General features: G+C 62.4%; 23 protein-coding genes and 3 tRNA genes. 18 read left to right on the top strand and 8 right to left on the bottom strand.

Annotated features, from left to right (window positions below; genetic code table 11):
* Positions 1-22 precede the first annotated feature (22 nt).
* Positions 23-1,432: a TolC family outer membrane protein gene (locus EHO51_RS07125; RefSeq protein ID WP_245434786.1), complete on the bottom strand. Its 1,410-nt coding sequence runs from the start codon at positions 1,430-1,432 to the stop codon at positions 23-25.
* Positions 1,433-1,740: 308 nt separating this feature from the next.
* Between EHO51_RS07125 and EHO51_RS21305 the strand changes: the two genes are divergently transcribed.
* From EHO51_RS21305 to EHO51_RS07110, 3 genes are all read left to right on the top strand, one after another.
* Positions 1,741-1,986, top strand: a complete 246-nt coding sequence (locus EHO51_RS21305; RefSeq protein ID WP_164479361.1) for a hypothetical protein — start codon at positions 1,741-1,743, stop codon at positions 1,984-1,986.
* 501 nt (positions 1,987-2,487) lie between these two features.
* Positions 2,488-3,150, top strand: coding sequence for a methyltransferase family protein (locus tag EHO51_RS07115; RefSeq protein WP_124738307.1), 663 nt, complete (start codon positions 2,488-2,490; stop codon positions 3,148-3,150).
* A 70-nt stretch (positions 3,151-3,220) separates the two neighbouring features.
* A complete protein-coding gene (locus EHO51_RS07110) occupies positions 3,221-3,577 on the top strand; it encodes a protease inhibitor I42 family protein (protein WP_124738306.1) in 357 nt (118 codons plus the stop codon).
* 114 nt (positions 3,578-3,691) lie between these two features.
* Here EHO51_RS07110 and EHO51_RS07105 read toward each other — a convergent pair whose 3' ends face one another.
* Entirely contained in the window at positions 3,692-4,561 is an 870-nt protein-coding gene (locus EHO51_RS07105) for a methyltransferase domain-containing protein (protein ID WP_124738305.1), read from the bottom strand.
* Between the two features lie 344 nt (positions 4,562-4,905).
* Between EHO51_RS07105 and EHO51_RS07100 the strand changes: the two genes are divergently transcribed.
* The 4 genes from EHO51_RS07100 to EHO51_RS07085 all read left to right on the top strand — a co-directional run bounded on the left by EHO51_RS07100 (position 4,906) and on the right by EHO51_RS07085 (position 7,848).
* Positions 4,906-5,400 carry a L,D-transpeptidase gene (locus EHO51_RS07100; RefSeq protein WP_018408235.1) on the top strand — a complete coding sequence of 165 codons (495 nt, stop codon included), beginning with the start codon at positions 4,906-4,908 and terminating at the stop codon, positions 5,398-5,400.
* Between the two features lie 377 nt (positions 5,401-5,777).
* Complete coding sequence (locus EHO51_RS07095) at positions 5,778-6,281, top strand: YbjN domain-containing protein (protein ID WP_029651514.1); 504 nt, start codon at positions 5,778-5,780, stop codon at positions 6,279-6,281.
* Complete coding sequence (gene proC / locus EHO51_RS07090; protein ID WP_124738304.1) at positions 6,278-7,093, top strand: pyrroline-5-carboxylate reductase; 816 nt, start codon at positions 6,278-6,280, stop codon at positions 7,091-7,093. Before EHO51_RS07095 ends, proC begins: the two co-directional genes overlap by 4 nt.
* Before the next feature lie 77 nt (positions 7,094-7,170).
* Positions 7,171-7,848, top strand: coding sequence for a TetR family transcriptional regulator (locus EHO51_RS07085; protein ID WP_124738303.1), 678 nt, complete (start codon positions 7,171-7,173; stop codon positions 7,846-7,848).
* Between the two features lie 71 nt (positions 7,849-7,919).
* Here the strand turns inward: EHO51_RS07085 and EHO51_RS07080 are convergent, their stop codons facing one another.
* From EHO51_RS07080 to EHO51_RS07070, 3 genes are read right to left on the bottom strand one after another with little or no spacing between them, the layout of a single operon-like run.
* Positions 7,920-9,290 (bottom strand): ATP-binding protein, encoded by a 1,371-nt coding sequence (locus EHO51_RS07080; RefSeq protein ID WP_124738302.1) that lies wholly within the window; start codon positions 9,288-9,290, stop codon positions 7,920-7,922.
* 19 nt (positions 9,291-9,309) lie between these two features.
* Positions 9,310-10,077: a response regulator gene (locus tag EHO51_RS07075; RefSeq protein ID WP_245434784.1), complete on the bottom strand. Its 768-nt coding sequence runs from the start codon at positions 10,075-10,077 to the stop codon at positions 9,310-9,312.
* On the bottom strand, positions 10,047-10,610 hold the full coding sequence (locus EHO51_RS07070; RefSeq protein ID WP_029649044.1) for a MarR family winged helix-turn-helix transcriptional regulator: 564 nt from the start codon (positions 10,608-10,610) through the stop codon (positions 10,047-10,049). Before EHO51_RS07070 ends, EHO51_RS07075 begins: the two co-directional genes overlap by 31 nt.
* 135 nt (positions 10,611-10,745) lie before the next feature.
* Here EHO51_RS07070 and EHO51_RS07065 point away from each other — a divergent pair, with 135 nt between their 5' ends.
* On the top strand, positions 10,746-11,636 hold the full coding sequence (locus EHO51_RS07065) for a branched-chain amino acid aminotransferase (RefSeq protein WP_018408243.1): 891 nt from the start codon (positions 10,746-10,748) through the stop codon (positions 11,634-11,636).
* A gap of 35 nt (positions 11,637-11,671) precedes the next feature.
* Here EHO51_RS07065 and EHO51_RS07060 read toward each other — a convergent pair whose 3' ends face one another.
* Complete coding sequence (locus tag EHO51_RS07060; RefSeq protein ID WP_245434783.1) at positions 11,672-13,141, bottom strand: aspartate aminotransferase family protein; 1,470 nt, start codon at positions 13,139-13,141, stop codon at positions 11,672-11,674.
* 404 nt (positions 13,142-13,545) lie between these two features.
* Between EHO51_RS07060 and EHO51_RS07055 the strand changes: the two genes are divergently transcribed.
* The 10 genes from EHO51_RS07055 (at position 13,546) to EHO51_RS07010 (ending at position 18,433) form a co-directional block, all read left to right on the top strand.
* Positions 13,546-14,157 (top strand): cold-shock protein, encoded by a 612-nt coding sequence (locus tag EHO51_RS07055; RefSeq protein WP_124738301.1) that lies wholly within the window; start codon positions 13,546-13,548, stop codon positions 14,155-14,157.
* 41 nt (positions 14,158-14,198) lie between these two features.
* The gene (locus tag EHO51_RS07050; protein ID WP_164479360.1) at positions 14,199-14,660 is read left to right on the top strand and encodes a DUF192 domain-containing protein; all 462 of its coding nucleotides are present in this window, start codon (positions 14,199-14,201) and stop codon (positions 14,658-14,660) included.
* Between the two features lie 83 nt (positions 14,661-14,743).
* Positions 14,744-14,820 (top strand) — tRNA-Pro (locus EHO51_RS07045).
* A 64-nt stretch (positions 14,821-14,884) separates the two neighbouring features.
* Positions 14,885-15,193 (top strand): ETC complex I subunit, encoded by a 309-nt coding sequence (locus EHO51_RS07040; protein WP_026222953.1) that lies wholly within the window; start codon positions 14,885-14,887, stop codon positions 15,191-15,193.
* Between the two features lie 9 nt (positions 15,194-15,202).
* Positions 15,203-15,279, top strand: a tRNA-Arg gene (locus tag EHO51_RS07035).
* Positions 15,280-15,359: 80 nt separating this feature from the next.
* Positions 15,360-15,436 (top strand) — tRNA-Arg (locus tag EHO51_RS07030).
* A gap of 283 nt (positions 15,437-15,719) precedes the next feature.
* Positions 15,720-16,208, top strand: a complete 489-nt coding sequence (locus tag EHO51_RS07025; RefSeq protein ID WP_164479359.1) for a DUF2865 domain-containing protein — start codon at positions 15,720-15,722, stop codon at positions 16,206-16,208.
* 105 nt (positions 16,209-16,313) lie between these two features.
* Complete coding sequence (locus EHO51_RS07020) at positions 16,314-16,958, top strand: DUF47 domain-containing protein (RefSeq protein ID WP_018408250.1); 645 nt, start codon at positions 16,314-16,316, stop codon at positions 16,956-16,958.
* A gap of 9 nt (positions 16,959-16,967) precedes the next feature.
* The gene (locus EHO51_RS07015) at positions 16,968-17,966 is read left to right on the top strand and encodes an inorganic phosphate transporter (protein ID WP_124738299.1); all 999 of its coding nucleotides are present in this window, start codon (positions 16,968-16,970) and stop codon (positions 17,964-17,966) included.
* Positions 17,963-18,433, top strand: coding sequence for an NUDIX hydrolase (locus EHO51_RS07010; RefSeq protein WP_124738298.1), 471 nt, complete (start codon positions 17,963-17,965; stop codon positions 18,431-18,433). Before EHO51_RS07015 ends, EHO51_RS07010 begins: the two co-directional genes overlap by 4 nt.
* A gap of 6 nt (positions 18,434-18,439) precedes the next feature.
* Here the strand turns inward: EHO51_RS07010 and EHO51_RS07005 are convergent, their stop codons facing one another.
* The gene (locus tag EHO51_RS07005) at positions 18,440-18,793 is read right to left on the bottom strand and encodes a hypothetical protein (RefSeq protein ID WP_124738297.1); all 354 of its coding nucleotides are present in this window, start codon (positions 18,791-18,793) and stop codon (positions 18,440-18,442) included.
* Between the two features lie 71 nt (positions 18,794-18,864).
* Entirely contained in the window at positions 18,865-20,049 is a 1,185-nt protein-coding gene (gene metC, locus EHO51_RS07000) for a cystathionine beta-lyase (protein WP_124738296.1), read from the bottom strand.
* Between the last annotated feature and the right edge of the window lie 19 nt (positions 20,050-20,068).

Raw genomic sequence — 20,068 nt, 5'->3', positions numbered from 1 at the left:
CGCGGCGCCGCGCCGCGCAGGTTTATCGATCAGGCGTATCGGTCCCGTACCATTTGTATTTGACCTGCTCGAAATGAACGACAGGGTCGTAACGCACGACATTGAGATTGAGCGTCTCGGCCGTCAGTCTGCCGATCGCGGCCAAAATCGCGTATGAGGCGACGACGCGGTCCCTTTGGGAAATGACCAGATTGGCGCGCGCATTGAGCAAAGTCTGCTGAGCGTTCAACACGTCGAGCGTCGTGCGCTGCCCCACCTGCGCCTCGTCCCGAACGCCTTTCAGAGCAAGTTCGGCCGCCTTCACCGTCGCCTCATCCGATCTGATCTGCGATCTGGCCGTGTCCAGCAGACCATAGCTCGAGACCACGTTAGCGCGAACGCGGTCGCGCTGCGCGTCGGCGTTGAGGCGCGCCTTGCCGAGCACCTCTTTCGCCTTACGGATCGAGGAATACTCCCCTCCGCCCTGGTAGAGGGGGACATTGAGCGCGCCGTTGACGCCCGCCGAAAATTGCCGCGAGCCGGGCAGTCCAAGGAAAGAGTCATACTGCTGGGATACTTGCGCATTGACCGACAGCGTGGGTAAAAGCGCGCCTTCGGCGACTTTCACCGCCGACTCCGCAGTGTCCACCCGATGTAAGGCGGCGACGATGGCGGGATGTTCGACAAGCGCGACGTCAATCGCATCCTTCACTGATTTGGGCAACATCCGCTCAACCGATGAAGCCGGCTCGAGACGTTTCGGCTCCACACCGATGATCTGCCGGTAAATGGCGGCGCTGCTTTTCAATTGCGCCTCGGCGGCAAAATATTCTGAGCGCGCATGGGAGACGGAGGCCTCGCTCTGCGAGACGTCGGTATTCGTCACGTCACCCGATTGATAGCGCTTCTCCGTATCGTGCAACTGTAGATCGAGCACGGCGATGTTGCTCTTGCGCAGCGATAGGATCGCCGCGTCGCGCATCACGTCCATGAAAGCGGTCGCGCCGCTACGCAATATCTCCTGCTCAGAAAGCCGCATCAGGGCGCGCGACTCGAATACGCTCGACTCGGCGCGACGCACCGAATTCTCCGTGCGACCGCCATCAAAGACATTTTGCGAGACGTTCAGCGTGGCCCCACGCGGATATCCCGTATATTCATCGGTAAGCGGGATGCGCTGATTGATCACCGGCAGTCGCACTGGAATCCTGAGGTTCGAGCGCTGCGCGCCAACGCTTGCCTGAATATTAGCGTTGGGACGCAGTCCGGACCAGGCGCTCGAGACGTCTTCGTCACGCGCACGCACGTCGGCGCGTTGCTCGTTTAGGTCCGGGTTACCCGCATAAGCCCGAGCGAGCGCAGAGGAAATTGTTTCGGCAGAGACATCGCTTGCGCATGCCAACGCGAGGCCTGCCCCTGCCGCTATGACTGTAAGCGCGCCGAACGATTTCATGGAATCCCACTCTCTCGCTCCAGCGCGAAGCGCACCGCTCAACGCCGGAATGAGCCTTCCGGGCTCTTACGCCGCTTTGAAAATTGGGAGCGAATGCGTGGGTGCAGCAGATCTGATCCCGTTCATTCGTCCAATCATGATATCTTTGCGTATATCGATGATAGTACCAGCAGCGACGCGTCACAGGAAGGTGACCAAAGCTGATCAGCCGACATTTATTGTTGAAGTGGCAAAAATGACACAGCGCTTGCTCCAGACTTGAGCTCTTTTCATAAAAAACTGGTTTGGTTAATTTGAAACGGCGTTCAATGACAAACTTTATTGGAGAGAATTATTTGGGCGGCGATGCCTATTCTTTGAGCAGCGACCGCAATCCGATGCAAAGCCTCCGCAAGCAGATCGGCGCCGAGCACCTTGCCGGCATGTTCGCGTCTCACGGCAAGACGCCTGATTATAGAAACGGGGATGGCGTCGGGGGCGTTGCGGCGGAGCTTGCCGGGCGCGGCGACGCGCTTGATCGAGCCGGCCGAGAGGCAATCGATCCAGTCAGATAGCCAGGCTCTTGGCGGTCGCGCGTCAGTGTCCGGAAGGGCGATACGCGTCGCCCACGCTGTTTGCTTGAGCGGCCGATAGGCGAAAAAATTTCGGACGGAAAGGCACGAATGGAGGATCACGGCTCGAGAGAAATATGTTTGCTTTCCCAGATTGCGGGCCGCGCTCATTAACGAGGCGTTCGAACTTTTCTCAATTTAAAGGAGTCCGTTATGCGAAATCTCCTCATCCTCGCGATCTCCGCCTGCATTGGCGGCGGCATTATCACCTCCGCGGCCAGCGCACGCCCCGTGACGACGGACGAGTGCCTCGCGCGCGGGCTTTGCGCTTACGTTAGCCCGAAAGGTCGCGTGACATGCGGGAAATGCCCTGGCCAGCTAAAGTCATCAGTCTGGTTCGCGACGCGCGCCCAGGCGTCCTCGAAGCGCAGCAAATAAGTTGGTCGTCGCCGTTGGTCCTGCGCGCGGATCATTAGTGATAGACAGGGGCGGGAGCACGACTTGATGTCGCATCCGCTACTGATCCGCGCTCTGGCCGTGGCGCTGTCCATCGGCCTTTATCTCGCGCTGGCGATTATCGGCGCCGGCGGTCTCGACGCTTACTTCGCCAATTCGGCGCGGACGGCGCTCGTCGTCGTCACGCTCGCGCTCGGCGTCGCGTCGCTCTTCGTCGGCGGCAACCTCAGTTCCGGCCTGCGCGAGGACCGCGGCAATCGATGGGTGATCCCGGCCTTTCTCGTCATCGGACTTCTCGGCGCCTATCTGCCCGCCTGGGCGGATCGGGAAGGGCTGTGGAGATTGGACGGCGACGCCATCCGATGGTTCGGCGTCGCGCTGCTTGCGGCGGGCGGGGCGTTGCGGCTGTGGCCGGTCGCCGTGCTCGGGCGCCGCTTCAGCGGCCTTGTCGCCATTCAGCCGGGACACGAACTCGTCACCACGGGACTTTACAGCCGCATCAGACATCCGAGCTATCTCGGCCTGTTGATCTCGGCGCTTGGCTGGGGGCTGGCGTTCAATACGGCGGTGGGCGTCCTCTTGGCGCTTCTGAATATCCCGCCGCTCGTCGCGCGGATGAACGCCGAGGAACGCCTGTTGAGCTCGGAGTTCGGCGCGGCCTATGAGGCCTATCGCGCACGTACGGCGCGGCTCATTCCGGGCGTATATTAGCTTGCGAGACTTGGAAGCGGACGGCGCCCGCAGCATCACGACGGTTCGCCAACGCGGCAAAAGGAAACTCATGAAGCGTCTGCTGTCGCGCCTGTTGCTGCTCAGTGTTTTCGTCGCATTTTCCGCGCAAGCCGGCGACGTCATCAGGCTCGCGCCGGGCGGCAGCGCGATCTTTTCGCTGCAGGAGAATATGACGACCGGCTATTCCTGGCGCATCGATCCCGCGAGCCGTGATCTCGATATTCTGTCGATATCGGAGGGCGGCCGCAGCGGCGGTCGGCGACGCATGGTCGGCAGCCCCAGCGTGCGCCATTGGAAAATCCGCGCGCTCAAACCCGGACATGCCGAAATCGTCTTCGCCTATCAGCGCCCTTGGGAGCCTGCGCCCGTTAAAACCCGCAGCGTCGAGGTGGAGGTCGCGCCTTAGAGCAGGTTCCGAAAAAGTTTACAGACTTTTTCGATGAGAACCTGCTCCACCATTTTGATGTTGAGCGTTTCCTTATCGATCACATGATTCCATGTGATCGGGAAGCGCTCGAGTTCAAGCGTCGCTCTCGCGCGGGAATTTCATCGCGTCTTCGAGACTCATCCTGGCCGAGCCGGGCTTCGCCGGCTTTTGCTGGCTCTCATGCGGCGCCCAGCCCGACGCCCAGACGATTTCGAAGCTCGCGCGCACGCGTCCATCGGGGTCCGAAAAGCGCTCGGCGTAGATTTGCGCCGCGCGCGCAACCACATCGCGCCGCAGGGGTTTGCGAGACCGTTTGACAAGGACGTTGGCGGCGCCCATCGCGCGCAAATCCTTCATCAGCCCGAAGACTGACTCATAGCGCAGCGTGAAGCTGTCGACGTCGGCGACCGGCAGAGCGAAGCCGGCGCGCTGCAGCAGTCCGCCCATGTCGCGCACGTCGACGAAAGGCGATACGCGGGGACTCGCGCCGCCGGTGATTTCTTCTTCGGCCTGCGCCAAGGCGGCGCGAAGCTCGACAAGACTGGCGCCGCCGGCGAGGCAGGCGAGGAAGAGTCCGTCCGGCGCAATCATGCGTCGCGCTTGCGCCAGCGCGCCCGGCAGATCGTTGACCCACTGCAGCGACAGGCCCGAGACGATCAAATCAAATGAGCCCGGCGCGAAGGGCGGAGCTTCTTCGTCAGTGATGACGTCGCCGGTATGGCCGCTTGCGCGCAACGGCCGCGCACGGCCGCTCGCGACGACGGCTTGCGCGAAATGTCCGCTTGGCGAACCGAGATCGAGCGCGCGCGGAAATTCGCGCTTCACCGTCAGCAGGCGATCGAGCAGATCATCGGCGGCGCGCGTCATCAGGAAATCCGGCGCGCCTTTTGCCATCGCGCGGCGCAAGCGCCGCAGCAGCAGCGCGCGATCAAAAATCTTCGGCGGTCCGGCTGTCTCGCTCATGCCTTACTACCGCGCCCGCGCCAGTTACCCTGCAAGTGCGCAATGCGCATGAATTTCGACGAAAGGATGGCGCAATCTTGATGCGATGATCTGAAGCGAAGCGGTCGCGACGATAGAACATCCCAAATTATCTTAACGTTAAGCCATAACCTGAAAACGCGAAACGTTTCGACAAGATCATGGCCAAAGTTAGACTGCCGCCATTCGAGAAGTCGCTGTCGAGGCTTCAACACGTAGGGTGTAGCGTCATGCGTAATCTATTTGCTTTTTTGCGTCGATCCCACACCGCCAAGTCAACCGGAACGTCAGCTGGAACGTCAACCGGAACGCTTCAGGCAGTTTTGATGGCGACAGTTGTCGGCCTTGGCGTCGCCGCGCTTCCGCAGGATGCGAACGCGCGCAACATCGTCTCTTTCTCTCCCCATGTCGCTCCCGGCACGGTCGTGATCAGCGCCAGCCAGCGAAGGCTGTTCTATGTCGTCGATACAGGAGTCGCCATCAGCTATCCCGTGGCCGTTCCCAAGCGTGGAAAGGAATGGTCTGGCGCGACGTCCATCGAGGGAAAATATGTCAATCCCGACTGGGTTCCGCCAGCGGTGGTGAAAGCCGACCACCCGGAACTGCCGAATTTCATTCGTGGCGGTTCGCCGCGTAACCCGATGGGCGTGCGCGCTTTGACGCTCAGCAGCGGCGAAGTGGCGATTCACGGCACGACCCAGAGGATGCGCGCGTCAATCGGCACGGCCGCCTCCTATGGCTGCATCCGAATGTTGAACGAGGACGTTTCCGACCTTTACGATCGCGTCGACGTCGGATCGCCGGTCATGATGACGCGCTAGCCCAAGCGACCCAGAAAAAAAAAAGCGCAAGCCTCGCCCGCGAACGTGCGGACGAGGCTTTTTTTCTCCGCAGGCGTTCGCGTCTCCTCGGCGATTTCGTCCTTTATCCAGAGCTTTTTTTTAGCGCGCGTGGCTGTGGACGAGAGCGGCTGCGCCATGGACGCAGACACGCGAATCCCGCAGTCTCCGCCTCGAACACGGTCTGACGATCCTTTTTTGGCGTCATAGTTCCTGTGTGGAGTATAGTGATCGCAAGAGATGATTCGACTTTGAATCAATCGCTTGAAAAGGAGGCGCCCTCACGCAAAGCTCCACGACGCATCGTCGCCTGTCTTTTAGTCGCCGCGTTATGCTGACATTGAGAAAAAGGTTGGCACATGCTGATCGCAACGGAAAAAGAAACGGAACGCGCTGAACATCCGGTGGATGTTGTGGAGCAACTGGCGGCCACCAATGATTGGTCCTTCGATCGAGACGATGAAGACGAGATTTCCATTTCCGTCGCCGGAGCTTGGACGGAATATCACGTCGCTTTTACTTGGCTTCCGCAGCTCGAAACGCTGCACGTCAGTTGCGCTTTCGACCTCAAGGCACCCGAGCGCAGGCGCGGCGAACTGATGTCGCTCGTCAATGCGATCAACGAGCAGATGTGGATCGGGCATTTCGACTTCTGGCCGAAGGAGGGCGTCGCGATGCACCGACATGGCCTCATCCTGACGGGAGGGGCGCAGCCTTCGGCGACGCAGTGCGCGGCCTTGCTGGACAACGCGCTTCAGGCGTGTGAGCGGCATTATCAAGCCTTTCAATTCGTGCTCTGGGCCGGAAAGAACGCCAAGGAAGCGCTCGCCACCGCCAATTTCGAGACGAAAGGCGAGGCGTGACCGACGCGGGCGGGCTGCGCGGAAAGTCGGTCGCTCTGATCGGCGCCGGAAACATGGGTCTGGCGCTACTAGAAGGCTGGGCCGCGCAGGATCTGCTGTCCGTGTCAGTCCTGGAGCCGCAGCCGTCGCAGCGGCTCCAGGAGCTGTGCGCCGCGAAGGGCTACGCGCTGAACGGCGCCGCTGCTCCATGCGACGCCGTGGTTCTCGCCGTTAAGCCGCAGGCGCTTGAGTCGGGCGCCGCGGCGGCGGCCCCTTTCATGGCGCGCGGCGTCGTTGTCGTGTCGATCCTCGCGGGCAAGCGCACCGCGGACGTCGCCGCGCGCCTGCCGACGCAAGCCGTCGTGCGCGCGATGCCAAATACGCCGGCGGCGATCGGGCGCGGCGTGACCGGCGCTTACGCCAGCGCATCGACGAGCGCCGCTCAGCGCGCGCTCTCCGACGCATTGCTGAGCGCCGTCGGCGGCGTTGAGTGGGTCGATGACGAGGCGCTCATCGACGTCGTGACGGCGGTTTCCGGCTCGGGTCCCGCTTACGTCTTCTATTTCGCCGAGTGCCTCGCCGCCGCCGGCGCCGAAGCCGGTCTGCCGGCCGCCCTCGCGGCGCGGCTCGCCCGCGCGACGGTCGAAGGCGCCGGCGAGCTGATGCGCCGACAGCCTGAGACAGGCCCTGACGAATTGCGCCGGCGCGTGACGTCGCCAGGCGGCACGACGGCGGCGGCGCTCGAGGTTCTTGAAGCGCCGGACGGCCTCGCCGCGCTGATGCGCCGCGCCGTAGCTGCGGCGAAGCGCCGGGCAGGGGAACTTTCCGGTTGAGACGGCGCGCGCCTTGTCCCGCCGCCCGGCGACAATAGAATACTGACTAGAAAATTCCTTCGGACCTGGAGACAGACATGACCAGCGGCGGCTCCCGCGACCGAGTGATCGATGCGACGCTTCGGCTCGCCACGCGGCGAGAGTTCAGCGACGTGACGCTCACCGATATCGCCCATGAGGCCGGCATCTCGCTTGCCGATCTACGCGAACTTTTTCCATCGAAGGGCGCGATCATGGGGGCGTTCTCTCGGCGCATCGACCGGGAGGTTCTCGACGCGGCGCCCAAGGAAGCCTCGCACGAACCCGCGCGCGAGCGGCTCTACGACATATTGCGCCGCCGGCTCGATTCGCTCGAACCGCATCGTGAGGCGCTGGCGAGCGTCGGGCGCTGGGCGGCGCGCGATCCGCTCACCGCCGCGGCGCTCAACCGCGAAACCGTGAACTCGATGCGCTTTATGCTGGAGGCGGCGGACATCGACAGCGAGGGCCCGGTCGGCTCGCTCAAACTGCAGGGGTTGGCGTTGGCCTGGGGCCGCGTGCTCGAGGATTGGTTCGCAGGCGACATTCACGACGCCCTGTCGACGCTCGATCGCGAACTCACGCGCGGCGAGCGCTACGTCGATCGGGCGGAGGATTTCGCAAGACTGACGCGGCCCTTCTATTCCTTCGCGCAAAGCCTGTTAGGCTGGCGGACGCGACGTGGTGGGCGCGATTACCACGACGACGACAGCGGCTATCCCCACGCGCGCGCGTGATCGGCGGCCCCCGGAGCAGGTTCCTCGATGAGAACCTGCTCCACCGTTTTGGTTTTGAGCGATTCCTTGCTCTAAAGCGGGAGACTGGCGGTCGCCCGCAAGCCGCCGAGCGGGCTGCGGTCGAGCGTAATGTCCCCGCCATGGCCGCGCGCGATGTCACGTGCGATGGCGAGCCCCAGCCCTGAGTTTCCGTCGTTCTGGTTGCGGGATTCGTCGAGCCGGTAGAACGGCCGGAAAGCGTCTTCGCGACGCTCGACGGGAATGCCGGGACCGTCGTCATCAATATGCACGGTCATCATCGCGCCGTCATTGATCGCTGAGAGTTCGATCCGCTTGCCGTAGCGCTGCGCATTGCCGACGAGGTTGGCGAGCAGCCGCTTGATCGCCGCCGGCCGCGCGACAATGTTTGGATCGCCCTCAATCTTCACGGACGCCGCGAGACCGCGCTTCACAGTGTCCGCCCTCAGTTCGTCGAGGATGGCCGCAAGATCGGTGGGGGAGGATTTTTCGTCGCCGTCGCCGCGCGCAAAGGCGAGATAGGCCTCGACCATGCGCTCCATCTCGTCGACATCCTTGCGCATTTCGGCGGCTTCATGCGAGTCGCGCATCAGCGCCAGCGAAAGCTTGAAACGCGTGATGATGGTTCGCAGATCGTGCGAAACGCCATTGAGCATCGTAGTGCGTTGCTCGATCGCGCGTTCGAAACGGCGTTTCATGTCGAGAAAGGCGGCTCCCGCCTGACGCACCTCGCGTGCGCCGCGCGGACTGAATACGACATTGCGGCCTTTGCCGAACTCCTCGGCGGCGCGGGCCAGCCGCAGGATCGGCCTGATCTGATTGCGCAAGAAGGACGTGGCGATGGCGAGGATGATGACTGAGGCGATCGCCATCCACATGAAGAAAATATAAGAGTTCGAGGCGTAGGCGTGCGTGCGCGTGGCGAGCATTCTCAGCGTCGCGTCGTTGAGCGCGACGCGGATTTCGATCAGGCTGCCGGGAAGCGCGGTGTTGATCCAGAAGGGCTCCTTAAGTTTGCGCGTGAGCTCCTTCGTGAGCGCCTTGTCCAGCAGCGAGAACAAAGACGACTTTGGCGCCGGCCCAGGCAGATCCTGCTTGGGGAGAACCGCAATCTCCATATTGAGATCGAAGGCGGCGATGCGGCGCAGTTGCGAGTGATCCGGGTCGTCCGGGAACGTCTGGTAGATATCGACCAGCGCCGCCACTTGCCGGGCCACCCCCGCGGAAAGACGGTAGGTTACGACCTCCCAATGCCGCTCCATGAAGACATAGGCGACCGCGGACTGGAGGAGCACGACCGGCAAGATCACGATCAGCAGCGCGCGGGCGTAAAGCCCCTTCGGCATGCGGTCATGCAGCCAGTTGGCGAAGCGCCGCCACAGATTGCGGGGCGCGGCGAGAACTTCCGGTAAGACGACTGTCATCGTGACGACTCTATCATTTTCAGCCGTTGGCGCGTAGCGGGTCGACGAGCAGACGATACCCGTGTCCGCGCACCGTCTGAAGATAGCGCGGCGCATTCGGGTCGGTCTCGATCTTTCGCCTCAATCGGGCGATCTCAACATCGACGCTGCGCTCGCTTGCGCTTCGTGCGGGGTCACGTTGCGCCAAAGTTTGGCGGGAGACAATCGCGCCGTCGCTTTCGGCCAGCGCCCGCAACAGATCCCGCTCGCGCGTCGTGAGGCGGACCGGCGCGCCGTCGTGCAGCAATTCGCCTCGCGACGAATCGAAGACGAATTCGCCAAAGCGTTTTGGTCCCGCGGAATCTGCGCGCCGCGCGCGGCGCAAGATGCTGGCGATGCGCAGCGACAATTCCCTCGGATCGAAAGGCTTGGCGAGATAGTCGTCCACGCCGGCTTCAAGCCCTTCGACGCGGTCCGCCGTCTCGGTAAGCGCCGTCAGCATCAGAATGGGCGCGGAGCGCAGCGGTTCAGCGCTCTTGCGCAGCCGCGCCGCGAAAGCCGTGCCGCTTTCGCCAGGCATCATGACATCCAGGACAATGAGATCGAAGGCGATGTCGCGCATTCTGGCGCTCGCCTCCCTCGTATCGGCTGCAGCGCTAACGAAATAGCCCTCCTTCATCAGGTAGCGCGACAGCAAGGTGCGAATGCGCTGATCGTCGTCAACGACGAGGATATGGGCCGCTTTCGCGTGCGGCGCGGCGCGTTGCGGAAAAACCGTCATGTCGCGGCGCCGGCTGTTTTCGCGCATGCAAGATGCGCTCGTACGCGCTCGCGCTCGCCGGAGTCGATCATCGCGAACAGGAATTTTGAGGCGGCGCCGCGCGCCGCCGGCGGGAGCTCGTCCATGACTTTCAGGAAACGCGCCGATTGCAGCGCCGCGAGATCGCGCGCGAGCGTCGCGCCCTTGGGGGTCGGATAGAGCAGGCGCTGGCGGCGGTCGACGACGCCGGCGCGCGCCTCGACGAAGCCCGCCTCAAGAAGTTGTTTCAGCACGCGGTTGAGGCTCTGCTTGGTGATTTTCAAAATGTCCAGCAGCGCGGCGATGGTGAGGCCAGGGCGACGGTTGACGAAATGGAGCACACGGTGATGCGCCCGTCCGAACCCATAGTTTTCGAGCAGCCGGTCGGCATCCCCCACGAAATCACGATAGGCGAAAAAAAATAATTCCACGAGCTCGAGAGCGTCGCCATCGCCCGCGGCGGCGGCCGCTTCTGCGGCCGTATTCGGCCAGGCGGCGACGCTGGGCGGCTCGGGGATTTTTCTCGCTACGAGTTCATCCACGCTAGTTATTGCCTGACGTTTTGGCGCGAGCTATTTACGTCAACTATATTGACATAAATCTGACCGATGGCTAGTGCTGACCAAGCGTCGCAGCGCCTTGTTTGGCCTCTCGATCGCGTCTTCCCGGAGTTCGCCATGTCGCTTCCGCCCTTCGATCAGCGCGACGGATTCATTTGGTATAATGGTGCGCTCGTTCCGTGGCGCGAAGCGAAGCTTCACGTTCTCTCGCATGGGCTGCATTACGCGTCTTGCGTCTTCGAAGGCGAGCGCGCCTACGGCGGGACGATCTTCAAATCGCGGGAACATTCCGAGCGGTTTCAGACGTCCGCTCGAATCCTCGATTTCGAGATTCCTTACAGCGTCGAAGAGATCGACGCCGCTAAGCATGAGACCGTCAAGGCCAATGGCCTCTCGAACTGCTATGTGCGTCCGGTGGCTTGGCGCGGCAGCGAAATGATGGCGGTCGCGGCGCAGAATTCGACGATCAACGTCGCCATCGCCGTTTGGGATTGGCCGAGCATGTTTGACGTCGAGACCAAGATGAAAGGCATCAAGCTCGACATCGCCGAATACCGACGCCCCGATCCGCTGACCGCGCCCTCGATGGCGAAGGCCGCTGGCCTTTATATGATTTGCACCATTTCGAAGCACCGCGCGGAGCGGCGCGGCTTTGCCGACGCGCTGATGTACGATTGGCTCGGCCGAGTCGCCGAATGCACCGGCGCAAACGTCTTTTTTGTTCAGGACGGCGCGCTGCATACGCCGATCGCCGATTGTTTCCTCGACGGCATCACCAGGCGCACGGTGATTGACCTTGCGAAAAGACGCGGCGTTGAAGTCGTCGAACGCCGGATCATGCCTGAGGAGCTGGCGTCATTTTCGGAGTGCCTCATCTGCGGCACCGGCGCCGAAGTGACGCCCGTCTCGGAAATCGGCGTCTATCGCTTCACGCCGGGCGAGCTTTCGCGCGCGCTGATCGAAGACTATTCGCGCGAGGTGGAAAAGCAGCCTTCGCCGGCGGCTTGAGCGCGACTCTGCGCGCGAGGGCGCTTCAAAAGCGATCAGCCGCTCATTCGCGCCTTAATCGCGTGTTCCGCCAGAGTCTTGCCAAGCGACCAGACGGCGGAGGGCGCCTTATGCGCGTCTGCAATGACCGCGTCGAAGGATTGCTCGATCCAATCGCAATCTTCATCGGAAATCGTGAGAGGCGGCAGCAGCTTGATCGTGTGATTGCCGTGCCCGGCCACTTGCGTCAGCACTTTATGATCGCGAAACAGCGGGATGGAGATGAGCTGGCAGAACAGGCCTGAATTCACCGTCTCCAGAAGATTCCAAGCGGCCTTCAGTTTGAACGACTTCGGCGGCCCGAATTCGATTCCGATCATGAGGCCCTTGCCGCGCACATCGGCGACGAGCTCGTAACCGCCAGCCATTCGTTCGAAGGATGCGAGCAGACGGTCGCCCGTCTTGGCCGCGTTCTCGATGACCCGCTCGTTCTTCAGCACGTCGAGCGTCGCGACGCCGGCCGCCATGGCGAGATCGTTCTTGCTGAAGGTCGAGCCGTGCACGACGGCGCGATCCATGCGGTCGAAGACCTTATCGAAGATCGCTTTACGCGTGAGCACCGCTCCGACCGGCACATGGCCGCCGGACAGCGCCTTTGCGACGACGATCATATCGGGTTCGACGCCCGGGTAGTGATCGATGGCGAAGAACCGGCCCGTCCGGCCCACGCCCGTCTGAATTTCGTCGGCGACGAACAGCGTTCCGTATTTGCGGCAGAGCGCCTGCGCGCCAAGAAGATAGCCCTCTTGCGGAATGTTGACGCCCTTGCCCTGGATCGGCTCGACGAAGAAGGCGGCGATGTCGCGCCCCGCCAAAGCGCGTTCGAGCGCGTCGAGATCGTCGAAGGCGACCTCGCGCGCATTCGGCAGCAGCGGTCCAAAACCCTTCTTGAAGATTTCGTCGCCGTTCATCGACAGCGAACCATAGGTCAGGCCGTGAAAGGAATGCGCGCAGTGCAAGATTCCGGGCCGACCCGTCGCCGCGCGCGCGAATTTGATCGCCGCTTCTACCGACTCCGCGCCCGAATTGGCAAAAAAGACCTTTTCCAGCCAAGGCGCGTAGGCGAGCAGTTTTTCCGCGAGAACGCCGGCCAGCACTGAAACGTCAAGTTGCACGAGATTGGCGAACTCGCCGTCAAGCACGCTTACGAGCGCATCGCGCACGGCCGGATGGTTGCGTCCGAGCGCGAAGACTCCCCAGCCGCTGAGAAGATCGAGGTAGCGGTCGCCCTTGCGGTCCCAGAGATGGGGCCCAAGGCCCCGGGTGAAGCCAACGTCATAGCCGATCGTCTTGAGAACGCGCACCCACATTTCATTGAGGTGTTTTGTATGCAGCGAAAAGCGCTCGCTCTCCCGGGCCGCCACAAGCGCGGCGAGATCATAGCGAGGATCGCCTTGCGCTGGGGCGCTTCCCGCAGCGCAGACAGTCTTGGGCGCGTTCGCTGGCGCGGTCGACGAGTTGGTCATTGGCGGCGCTCCAACCGAGGAAATGGCGGGCAGGCGACAGGGCGCACGGGGCTCGCCGGGTTCCGATTGCGCGCCCGGGGCGCGTTTGTCAAATCCCCGTCGATGTGGCGCATGGGCCACAGGTTCAAAGATTTTGGACGTCTCCGCCGTTTTTATCCGCGACAGCAACTGCGTTTATTGCGCAATATCGCTGCACGCGTCGTGGCGCGCGCGCGCATGTTTCAGTTTCTGCGACAATGGCTTCAACAATTCGCGCAGCGCGGCGCGCGTATCCACAGACATTCGTTGGTGGACGAAATTTGCCGGTTGGATGGCGCGCCGTGGGTGTTATCTTGTTAAGAGTGATTCATGAGCGACGCGGGGTGATTCGCGCTACAGGATAATTGCCAGCGCGCGCCAGTCGAATGCTCTGGATCAGCACGGGGAGTTGGTCGGTGAGCGCTAAAGTGACTTTTCAAGATGATTTGACAGCAAGCGCGACAGAATCCGATGAGACCGGTCTCGAATTGGTCGAAGTCGCGGGACGGATTAAATGGTTCGATGTCGCCAAGGGCTATGGTTTCGTGGTGCCCGACGACGGCTCCGACGATATTCTCCTGCATGTCACCATTCTCCGCCGCAGCGGTCTGCAGACGGCCTTTGAAGGCGCGCGAGTCGTTTGCGAGGCGCAGAAACGCGGCAAGGGCATGCAGGTCTTTCGCGTCATCGCGATGGACGAAACCACTGCGGTGCATCCGTCACAATCCTGCGCCGGGCGCACCCATGTTCAGGTTGTCCCGACAAGCGGCTATGAGATCGCCATCGTCAAATGGTTCAACCGCATGAAGGGATTCGGCTTCCTCACGCGCGGCGAAGGCACCGAAGACATTTTTCTGCACATGGAGACGGTGCGCCGCTACGGCATGACCGAACTCAAGCCCGGCGATAGCGTCCTCGTGCGCTACGGCGACGGCCCCAAGGGTTTGATGGCGGCCGAAGTGCGGCCGCTCGACGCCAAAAGCGTCCCATCGCACTGAAGACATCCATGCTTGCGCAAGGCTCTTTGGAGCCCACCCGAATGAGAGCTGCGCAAATCTTCCGCACGATGATCATGTCGCTCTTTCTGGCGCTGATCGCCTCGACAGTCGCGCGGGCCGAACCCGCCGTTGAAATCATGCGTATCGTGACGGCGACGGCCGAGCATGACTTCAAAGTTGAAGTCGCCGACACGCCCAAGGCGCGCGCCCGCGGCCTCATGTTCCGCAAGTCGATGCCGGCCGATCACGGCATGTTGTTCGAATTCAAGGCCGAGGGCCCTGTTTCGATGTGGATGAGAAATACTTACATTCCGCTCGATATGGTTTTCATCGGGCGCGACGGGCGGGTGGTGGGCGTGGCCGCCGACACGGAGCCCATGTCGGAACGAATCATAACTTCTCCTCAGCCAGCTTATGCGGTGCTGGAGCTGAACGCCGGCGCCGCGCGGAAAATGTCGCTCGCGCCCGGAGACCAGGTGCGGCACCGCATATTCAAGCGATAGTCGCATTCCCTTGTGAGGGGCGGCCGTGCGTGGTAGCGAAATTCGAGCGAGGGCAGAGCCGCCGTAGGCGCGGCTTGGTCCGGCGGGGTATAGCGCAGCCTGGTAGCGCGGAAGTTTTGGGTACTTCAGGTCGCAGGTTCGAATCCTGCTGCCCCGACCAGCGCGAAGACCGCCGCGCGCCGCTCTCATGACGCGTCTACGAGCGCAGCCAACGACGAGGCCCTATGACCGCACGCATTTATCTTCCAGCGCCGAGCGCCACTCAATCCGGTCCGGGATCGGACATGTGGCGGCTTGACTTCGAGCCGGAGCTTCCGCGCAGCATCGAGCCGCTCATGGGCTGGACCAGCTCCGGCGACATGCGCCAGCAGGTCAGGCTCAATTTTTCCACCAAGGAGGAGGCGATCGCCTACGCCGAGCGCAGCGGCCTCGCCTACCGGGTCGAGGAGCCGAAGCCAAATCTGGCGGCCCGGCGCGGCGCATCCTATTCAGATAATTTCAAGACCAGCCGCATCGGTCTCTGGACCCACTGAGGCTGTCTCGACCCCGTAGCTCAGCCGGATAGAGCAACTGCCTTCTAAGCAGTAGGTCGCAGGTTCGAATCCTGCCGGGGTCGCCATATATGACTACCCTGTCGAGCGTTGCTGGCGCCGCGTTGGCCGAACTGATACGGTCCGCGGCGAAAGTTGCGCCGTCGACGGCTCCGTAGCTCAGCTGGATAGAGCAACTGCCTTCGAAGCAGTAGGTCGCAGGTTCGAATCCTGCCGGGGTCGCCAGTCGAAGTTTAGTAGACGGGGACGGCGAATGCGGCTCAACCGCCCGGGTGCGACAGGGATCGCCGGCGCTCTGGCTTTCGCCTTGGCGGTCATCTCACCCCTCGACGTTTTAGCTCAAGGCGAATTTTTCGATTTCCTGTTCGGACCCGATCAACCTCCGGCGTTCTCGCCCCACCGCTCCTGGCGGGTCATGCGTGCGCGCCCGCGGCAGCCGCGGCGCCCGCCGAAGACTTCGGTTCATTACGCCAAACCCGAACCAGCAAACACTGCTGAAACGGACTCAATGTCCGGCGACGGCTATTGCGTGCGCGCCTGCGACGGCTATTATTTCCCCCTAATCAAATTGTCGCGAATTTCCGACCAGCACTCCTGCGAACTCGCCTGTCCGTCAGCGCAGGTGCAGCTCTACGAGGGCGCAACCATCGAGCAGGCGCACAACGCCAAAGGGCAACGCTATTCGGCGCTTCCGGCGGCGTTCAGCTTTCGCGACAAGCTGACGGCGGGATGCGCGTGCAACGATCCGGCCGCCTCTCATGACTATTACCTTGGGCTGTCCCGCCGGGATCCGACATTGCAAACCGGCGATATCGTTGTCGGCGAGAAAGGCGCATTCATTTACAGCCGCTCAAGCTTGGTGAGCGTCAGCCATGCCTCGCGCCAGATCAGGGCGCGGCTACGAGGCGTGTTGTCGCGCAACGTCGCGCCGGACGAGGCGCGCGCCTCCCAGAACGGATCCGTCGCGCTGAATAAGACACAGCGCCCGCCAAAATAGTCGCGGCCGCGGCGTCTCGCGCTTTACACTCGAAGCCGCGCCGGCTATGTGCCGCGAGCTCGTTTGTGACGCTTTTGTGACAGATTCGCGGGAGGCGAGAGCGCCATGCTGTCTTGGTTTCAGGCGCTCATGCCGAGAGAGGAACGCTTCTTCGATCTTTTCGAGCGACATGCCGAGACGCTCGTCGCGGGATCCCACGCCTTGCGCGACTTGCTGAACGGGGGGGACCGCGTGCTCGTCTGCAGCCAAGAAATCCGCCGCCAGGAACATGAGGCCGACGCCATCGTCCGCGAGGCCCATCTGGCGGTTCGCCGCACGTTCATCACCCCGTTTGATCGCAGCGACATCCGTGACCTGGTCACCGCGATGGACGACGCGATCGACCAAATGCATCAGACGGCGAAGGCGACGCTGCTCTACGAGACGCGAGATTTCGAGCCTGGCATGCGTCGCATGGGCGACATTATCGTCCAATCGGCGGAGCTCACGCGCAGCGCCATACCTTTGTTGCGCTTGATGCGCCAGAATGCGGGCAGGCTCAACGCGTTCAGCGAGGAGATCACCCGCATTGAGGACGAGGCCGACGCCATCCACGATCAGGGCCTGAAGGAGCTGTTTCTGGCGCACCGCCACAAAGACCCGATGGCGTTCATCGTCGGCGCTGAAATCTACGGCCATCTTGAAAGAGTCGTCGACGGCTTCGAAGATGTCGCCGACCGCGTCGCCGGCATCGTCATCGAGCATACTTAGGGACGACGCTTGCAGAACTTTTCAATCTATCTGATTGGGCTCGTCGCGGTCGCTCTGATCTTCGATTTCCTGAACGGTCTGCACGACGCCGCCAATTCCATCGCGACGATCGTCTCAACCCGCGTTCTGCGTCCGCAGTTCGCAGTAGCGTGGGCCGCCTTCTTCAACTTCATCGCCTTCCTGTTTTTTGGGCTTCACGTGGCGCAAACTGTAGGCGCTGGCATCGTCTCGCCCGACATCGTGGATGATTTCGTGGTGTTCGGCGCGCTGATGGGGGCGATCGTCTGGAATCTGATCACATGGGGATTGGGCATTCCTTCCTCGAGTTCACATGCCCTTGTCGGCGGTCTCGTGGGCGCCGGCGTGGCCAAAGTCGGCGCTTCCGCGATCGTCTGGAATGGGCTGCTCAAGACCGGCGCAGCGATCGTATTGTCGCCGGCGCTCGGATTCGTCCTGGCGCTCGCGCTGATCCTGCTCGTGTCCTGGATCTTCGTGCGCCGGACGCCGGGCGGCGTCGATTCGCTGTTTCGCATCCTGCAATTCGCCTCCGCCTCGCTTTATTCGCTGGGCCATGGCGGCAATGACGCGCAAAAAACCATGGGCGTGATCGCGGTGCTCCTCTATTCGCACGGGGCGCTCGGCGGCGAATTCTACGTGCCATTTTGGGTTGTCATCGCCTGTCAGGCGGCCATGGGCCTTGGAACCTTGTTCGGCGGATGGCGGATCGTGCGCACGATGGGATCCAGGATCACCCGCCTGACGCCGGTGCAAGGGTTCTGCGCCGAGACGGGCGGCGCGATCACTCTGTTCCTCGCGACGGCGCTGGGCGTTCCTGTGTCGACAACGCATACGATCACCGGCGCGATCATTGGCGTGGGCGCGTCGAGGCGCGTGGCGGCGGTCCGCTGGAATGTCGCGAAGGACATTGTTGTCGCGTGGGTCATCACCATGCCGATGGCCGCCTTTTTCGCCGCGGCGTTCTACGTGCTCGCGAGGTTCGCGGCATGAAGACGCCCAAAGCGAAGAAGAAGCGCGTCGGCGCGGGTTCTGTCCTCCGCACGCAATACGCGGCTTTACCTTGGCGAATCAACAATGGCCGCCTGGAGATCATGCTGGTCACCTCCCGCGACACAAAGCGCTGGGTGATTCCGAAGGGCTGGCCGATGAAAGGCCGCAAACCGCATATCGTCGCGGCGATCGAAGCGGTGCAGGAGGCGGGCCTCGTCGGCAAGACGGACAAAGTGAAGCTCGGCGATTTCCGCTATGAAAAACGCCTCGACAGCGGCGCGGCCGTCGACTGCTGCGTCGAGGTGTTTTCTCTGCGCGTGCAAAGGCAGCGCAAGAATTGGCGCGAGAAGAAGCAGCGCGCCACCCGATGGTTCGAGTGCGTCGTCGCCGCCGGACTCGTCGAGGAGCCAGAACTGCGCGACCTGATGCTGGCGTTCTGCGACGCGTCGACTCCGCCAAAAGTCTAGCGCGCTCTAGCGCGTCTTGACCGGCGGAGGATCGGCGCGCATCCAGCCTTTCGGGAGCTTCATGCGGGCGGCCTTGCAAAACACCGTAGGTTCGGAAACTTTGACGGCCTTGTCTTTTCTGCCCGAGTGGCTCTTGGCTGCTGCTGCGGGAGCATCCTTGTCGCCTTTGTCATAGACCGTCTTGTCCTTGCAGACGTCGGGGCATTTGCCGATGACGTCCGACTTGTTCTGGCCGCATGACTTGCAGGCGCATGTGGAGTTCGGAAAGTCTTGACCACTGTCCGCTCGCGCCGGCGCGACGCCCGCAATCAAAAAACCGCAGACGGCCACATAGGCAGCAACCCGGGAAACGGCCACCATATTGCTTCTCCTGTTCAAGACATCTTTTCAAGATAGGAATGCGAAAACCTGGAATGCGCCGCGGCGCGCCTTCACGAGCCGTTGAGCCGAGCGAGCCCCGCCTCGAGATCCGACTTCAGATCCGCGACATCCTCCAGTCCGATCGAGAAGCGCAGCGCCGGTCCTTCCGGAGTCCAGCGCGTCGCCGTCCTGTAAGAAGCGCAGTCGAAGGGCAGGACAAGGCTTTCATAGCCGCCCCATGAGAATCCGATACCGAACAATTCCAATCCGTCGACAAAAGCGGCGACCGCCTTTTTTGAAGTCTCTTTGAGGATAACCGAAAAAACGCCAGAGGCGCCGGTAAAGTCTCGTTTCCACAGCGCGTGGCCGGGATGCGTCGCAAGGGCGGGATGCAGCACGCGCGAAACTTCCGGTCGGTCCTCCAGCCATTGCGCGATGTCGAGGGCCGCGCGCTCCTGTTCGCGCAGCCGTAGCGCCATGGTGCGCAGCCCGCGTAAGGCGAGCGCAGCGTCGTCGGGACTGGACCCCATGCTGAAAGCGTTGAAGGTGGCGCGCAGGCGCTTCGCCCATTCAGAATTGGCGGAAACGAGCCCCATGAGGAGGTCGGCGTGGCCAGCCAGATATTTGGTGCCGGCTTCGACGGCAAGGTCGCAGCCGCGCTCATGCGGTGGGAAGAATAGAGGGGTCGCCCAGGTGTTGTCCGCGATCACGCAGGCGCCATGGGCGTGGGCGGCCGCGGCGATTGCAGGAATGTCTTGAACTTCCATGCTCTGTGACCCCGGCGACTCGACGAGCACCGCGGTCGTCTCGGGCTTCATCATCGCGGCGATGCCGCCGCCGATCAAAGGGTCATAATAATCGACCTTGACTCCGAAGCGCGCCAGGAGACCGTCGCAGAAGATCCTCGTCGGCTGATAGGCGGAATCCACGATGAGCGCGTGCGCGCCCGCATGCGTGGCGGTGAGAAGCGCCAGCCCGATCGCGGCAAGGCCGGAGGGCGTCAACACCGTATCAGCGGCGCCGGCGATCTCGCTCCAGCCCTGCTCGAGCGCGCGAGTCGTGGGCGTTCCCTTGGTGCCGTAGGTGTAAGGCTGCCGTAACGCCTCGAGAGCGGCGATCGTCGGGAAGAGCACCGTCGAACCGCGGTAAATGGGTGGATTGACGAAGCCGAAATGATCGAATGGCGTGCGGCCGGCTTGCGTCACCAGAGTGGCGGGCTTTAACTTGCGCTTTGCTTTTCGCTTTTCTTCGGACATCCCGCCTCTGACGACTCGC

Source organism: Methylocystis rosea, assembly GCF_003855495.1.
Classification (GTDB): domain Bacteria; phylum Pseudomonadota; class Alphaproteobacteria; order Rhizobiales; family Beijerinckiaceae; genus Methylocystis; species Methylocystis rosea_A.
Note: the sequence above shows the minus strand (reverse complement) of the source record. Positions and strands in the feature narration are given on the sequence as shown.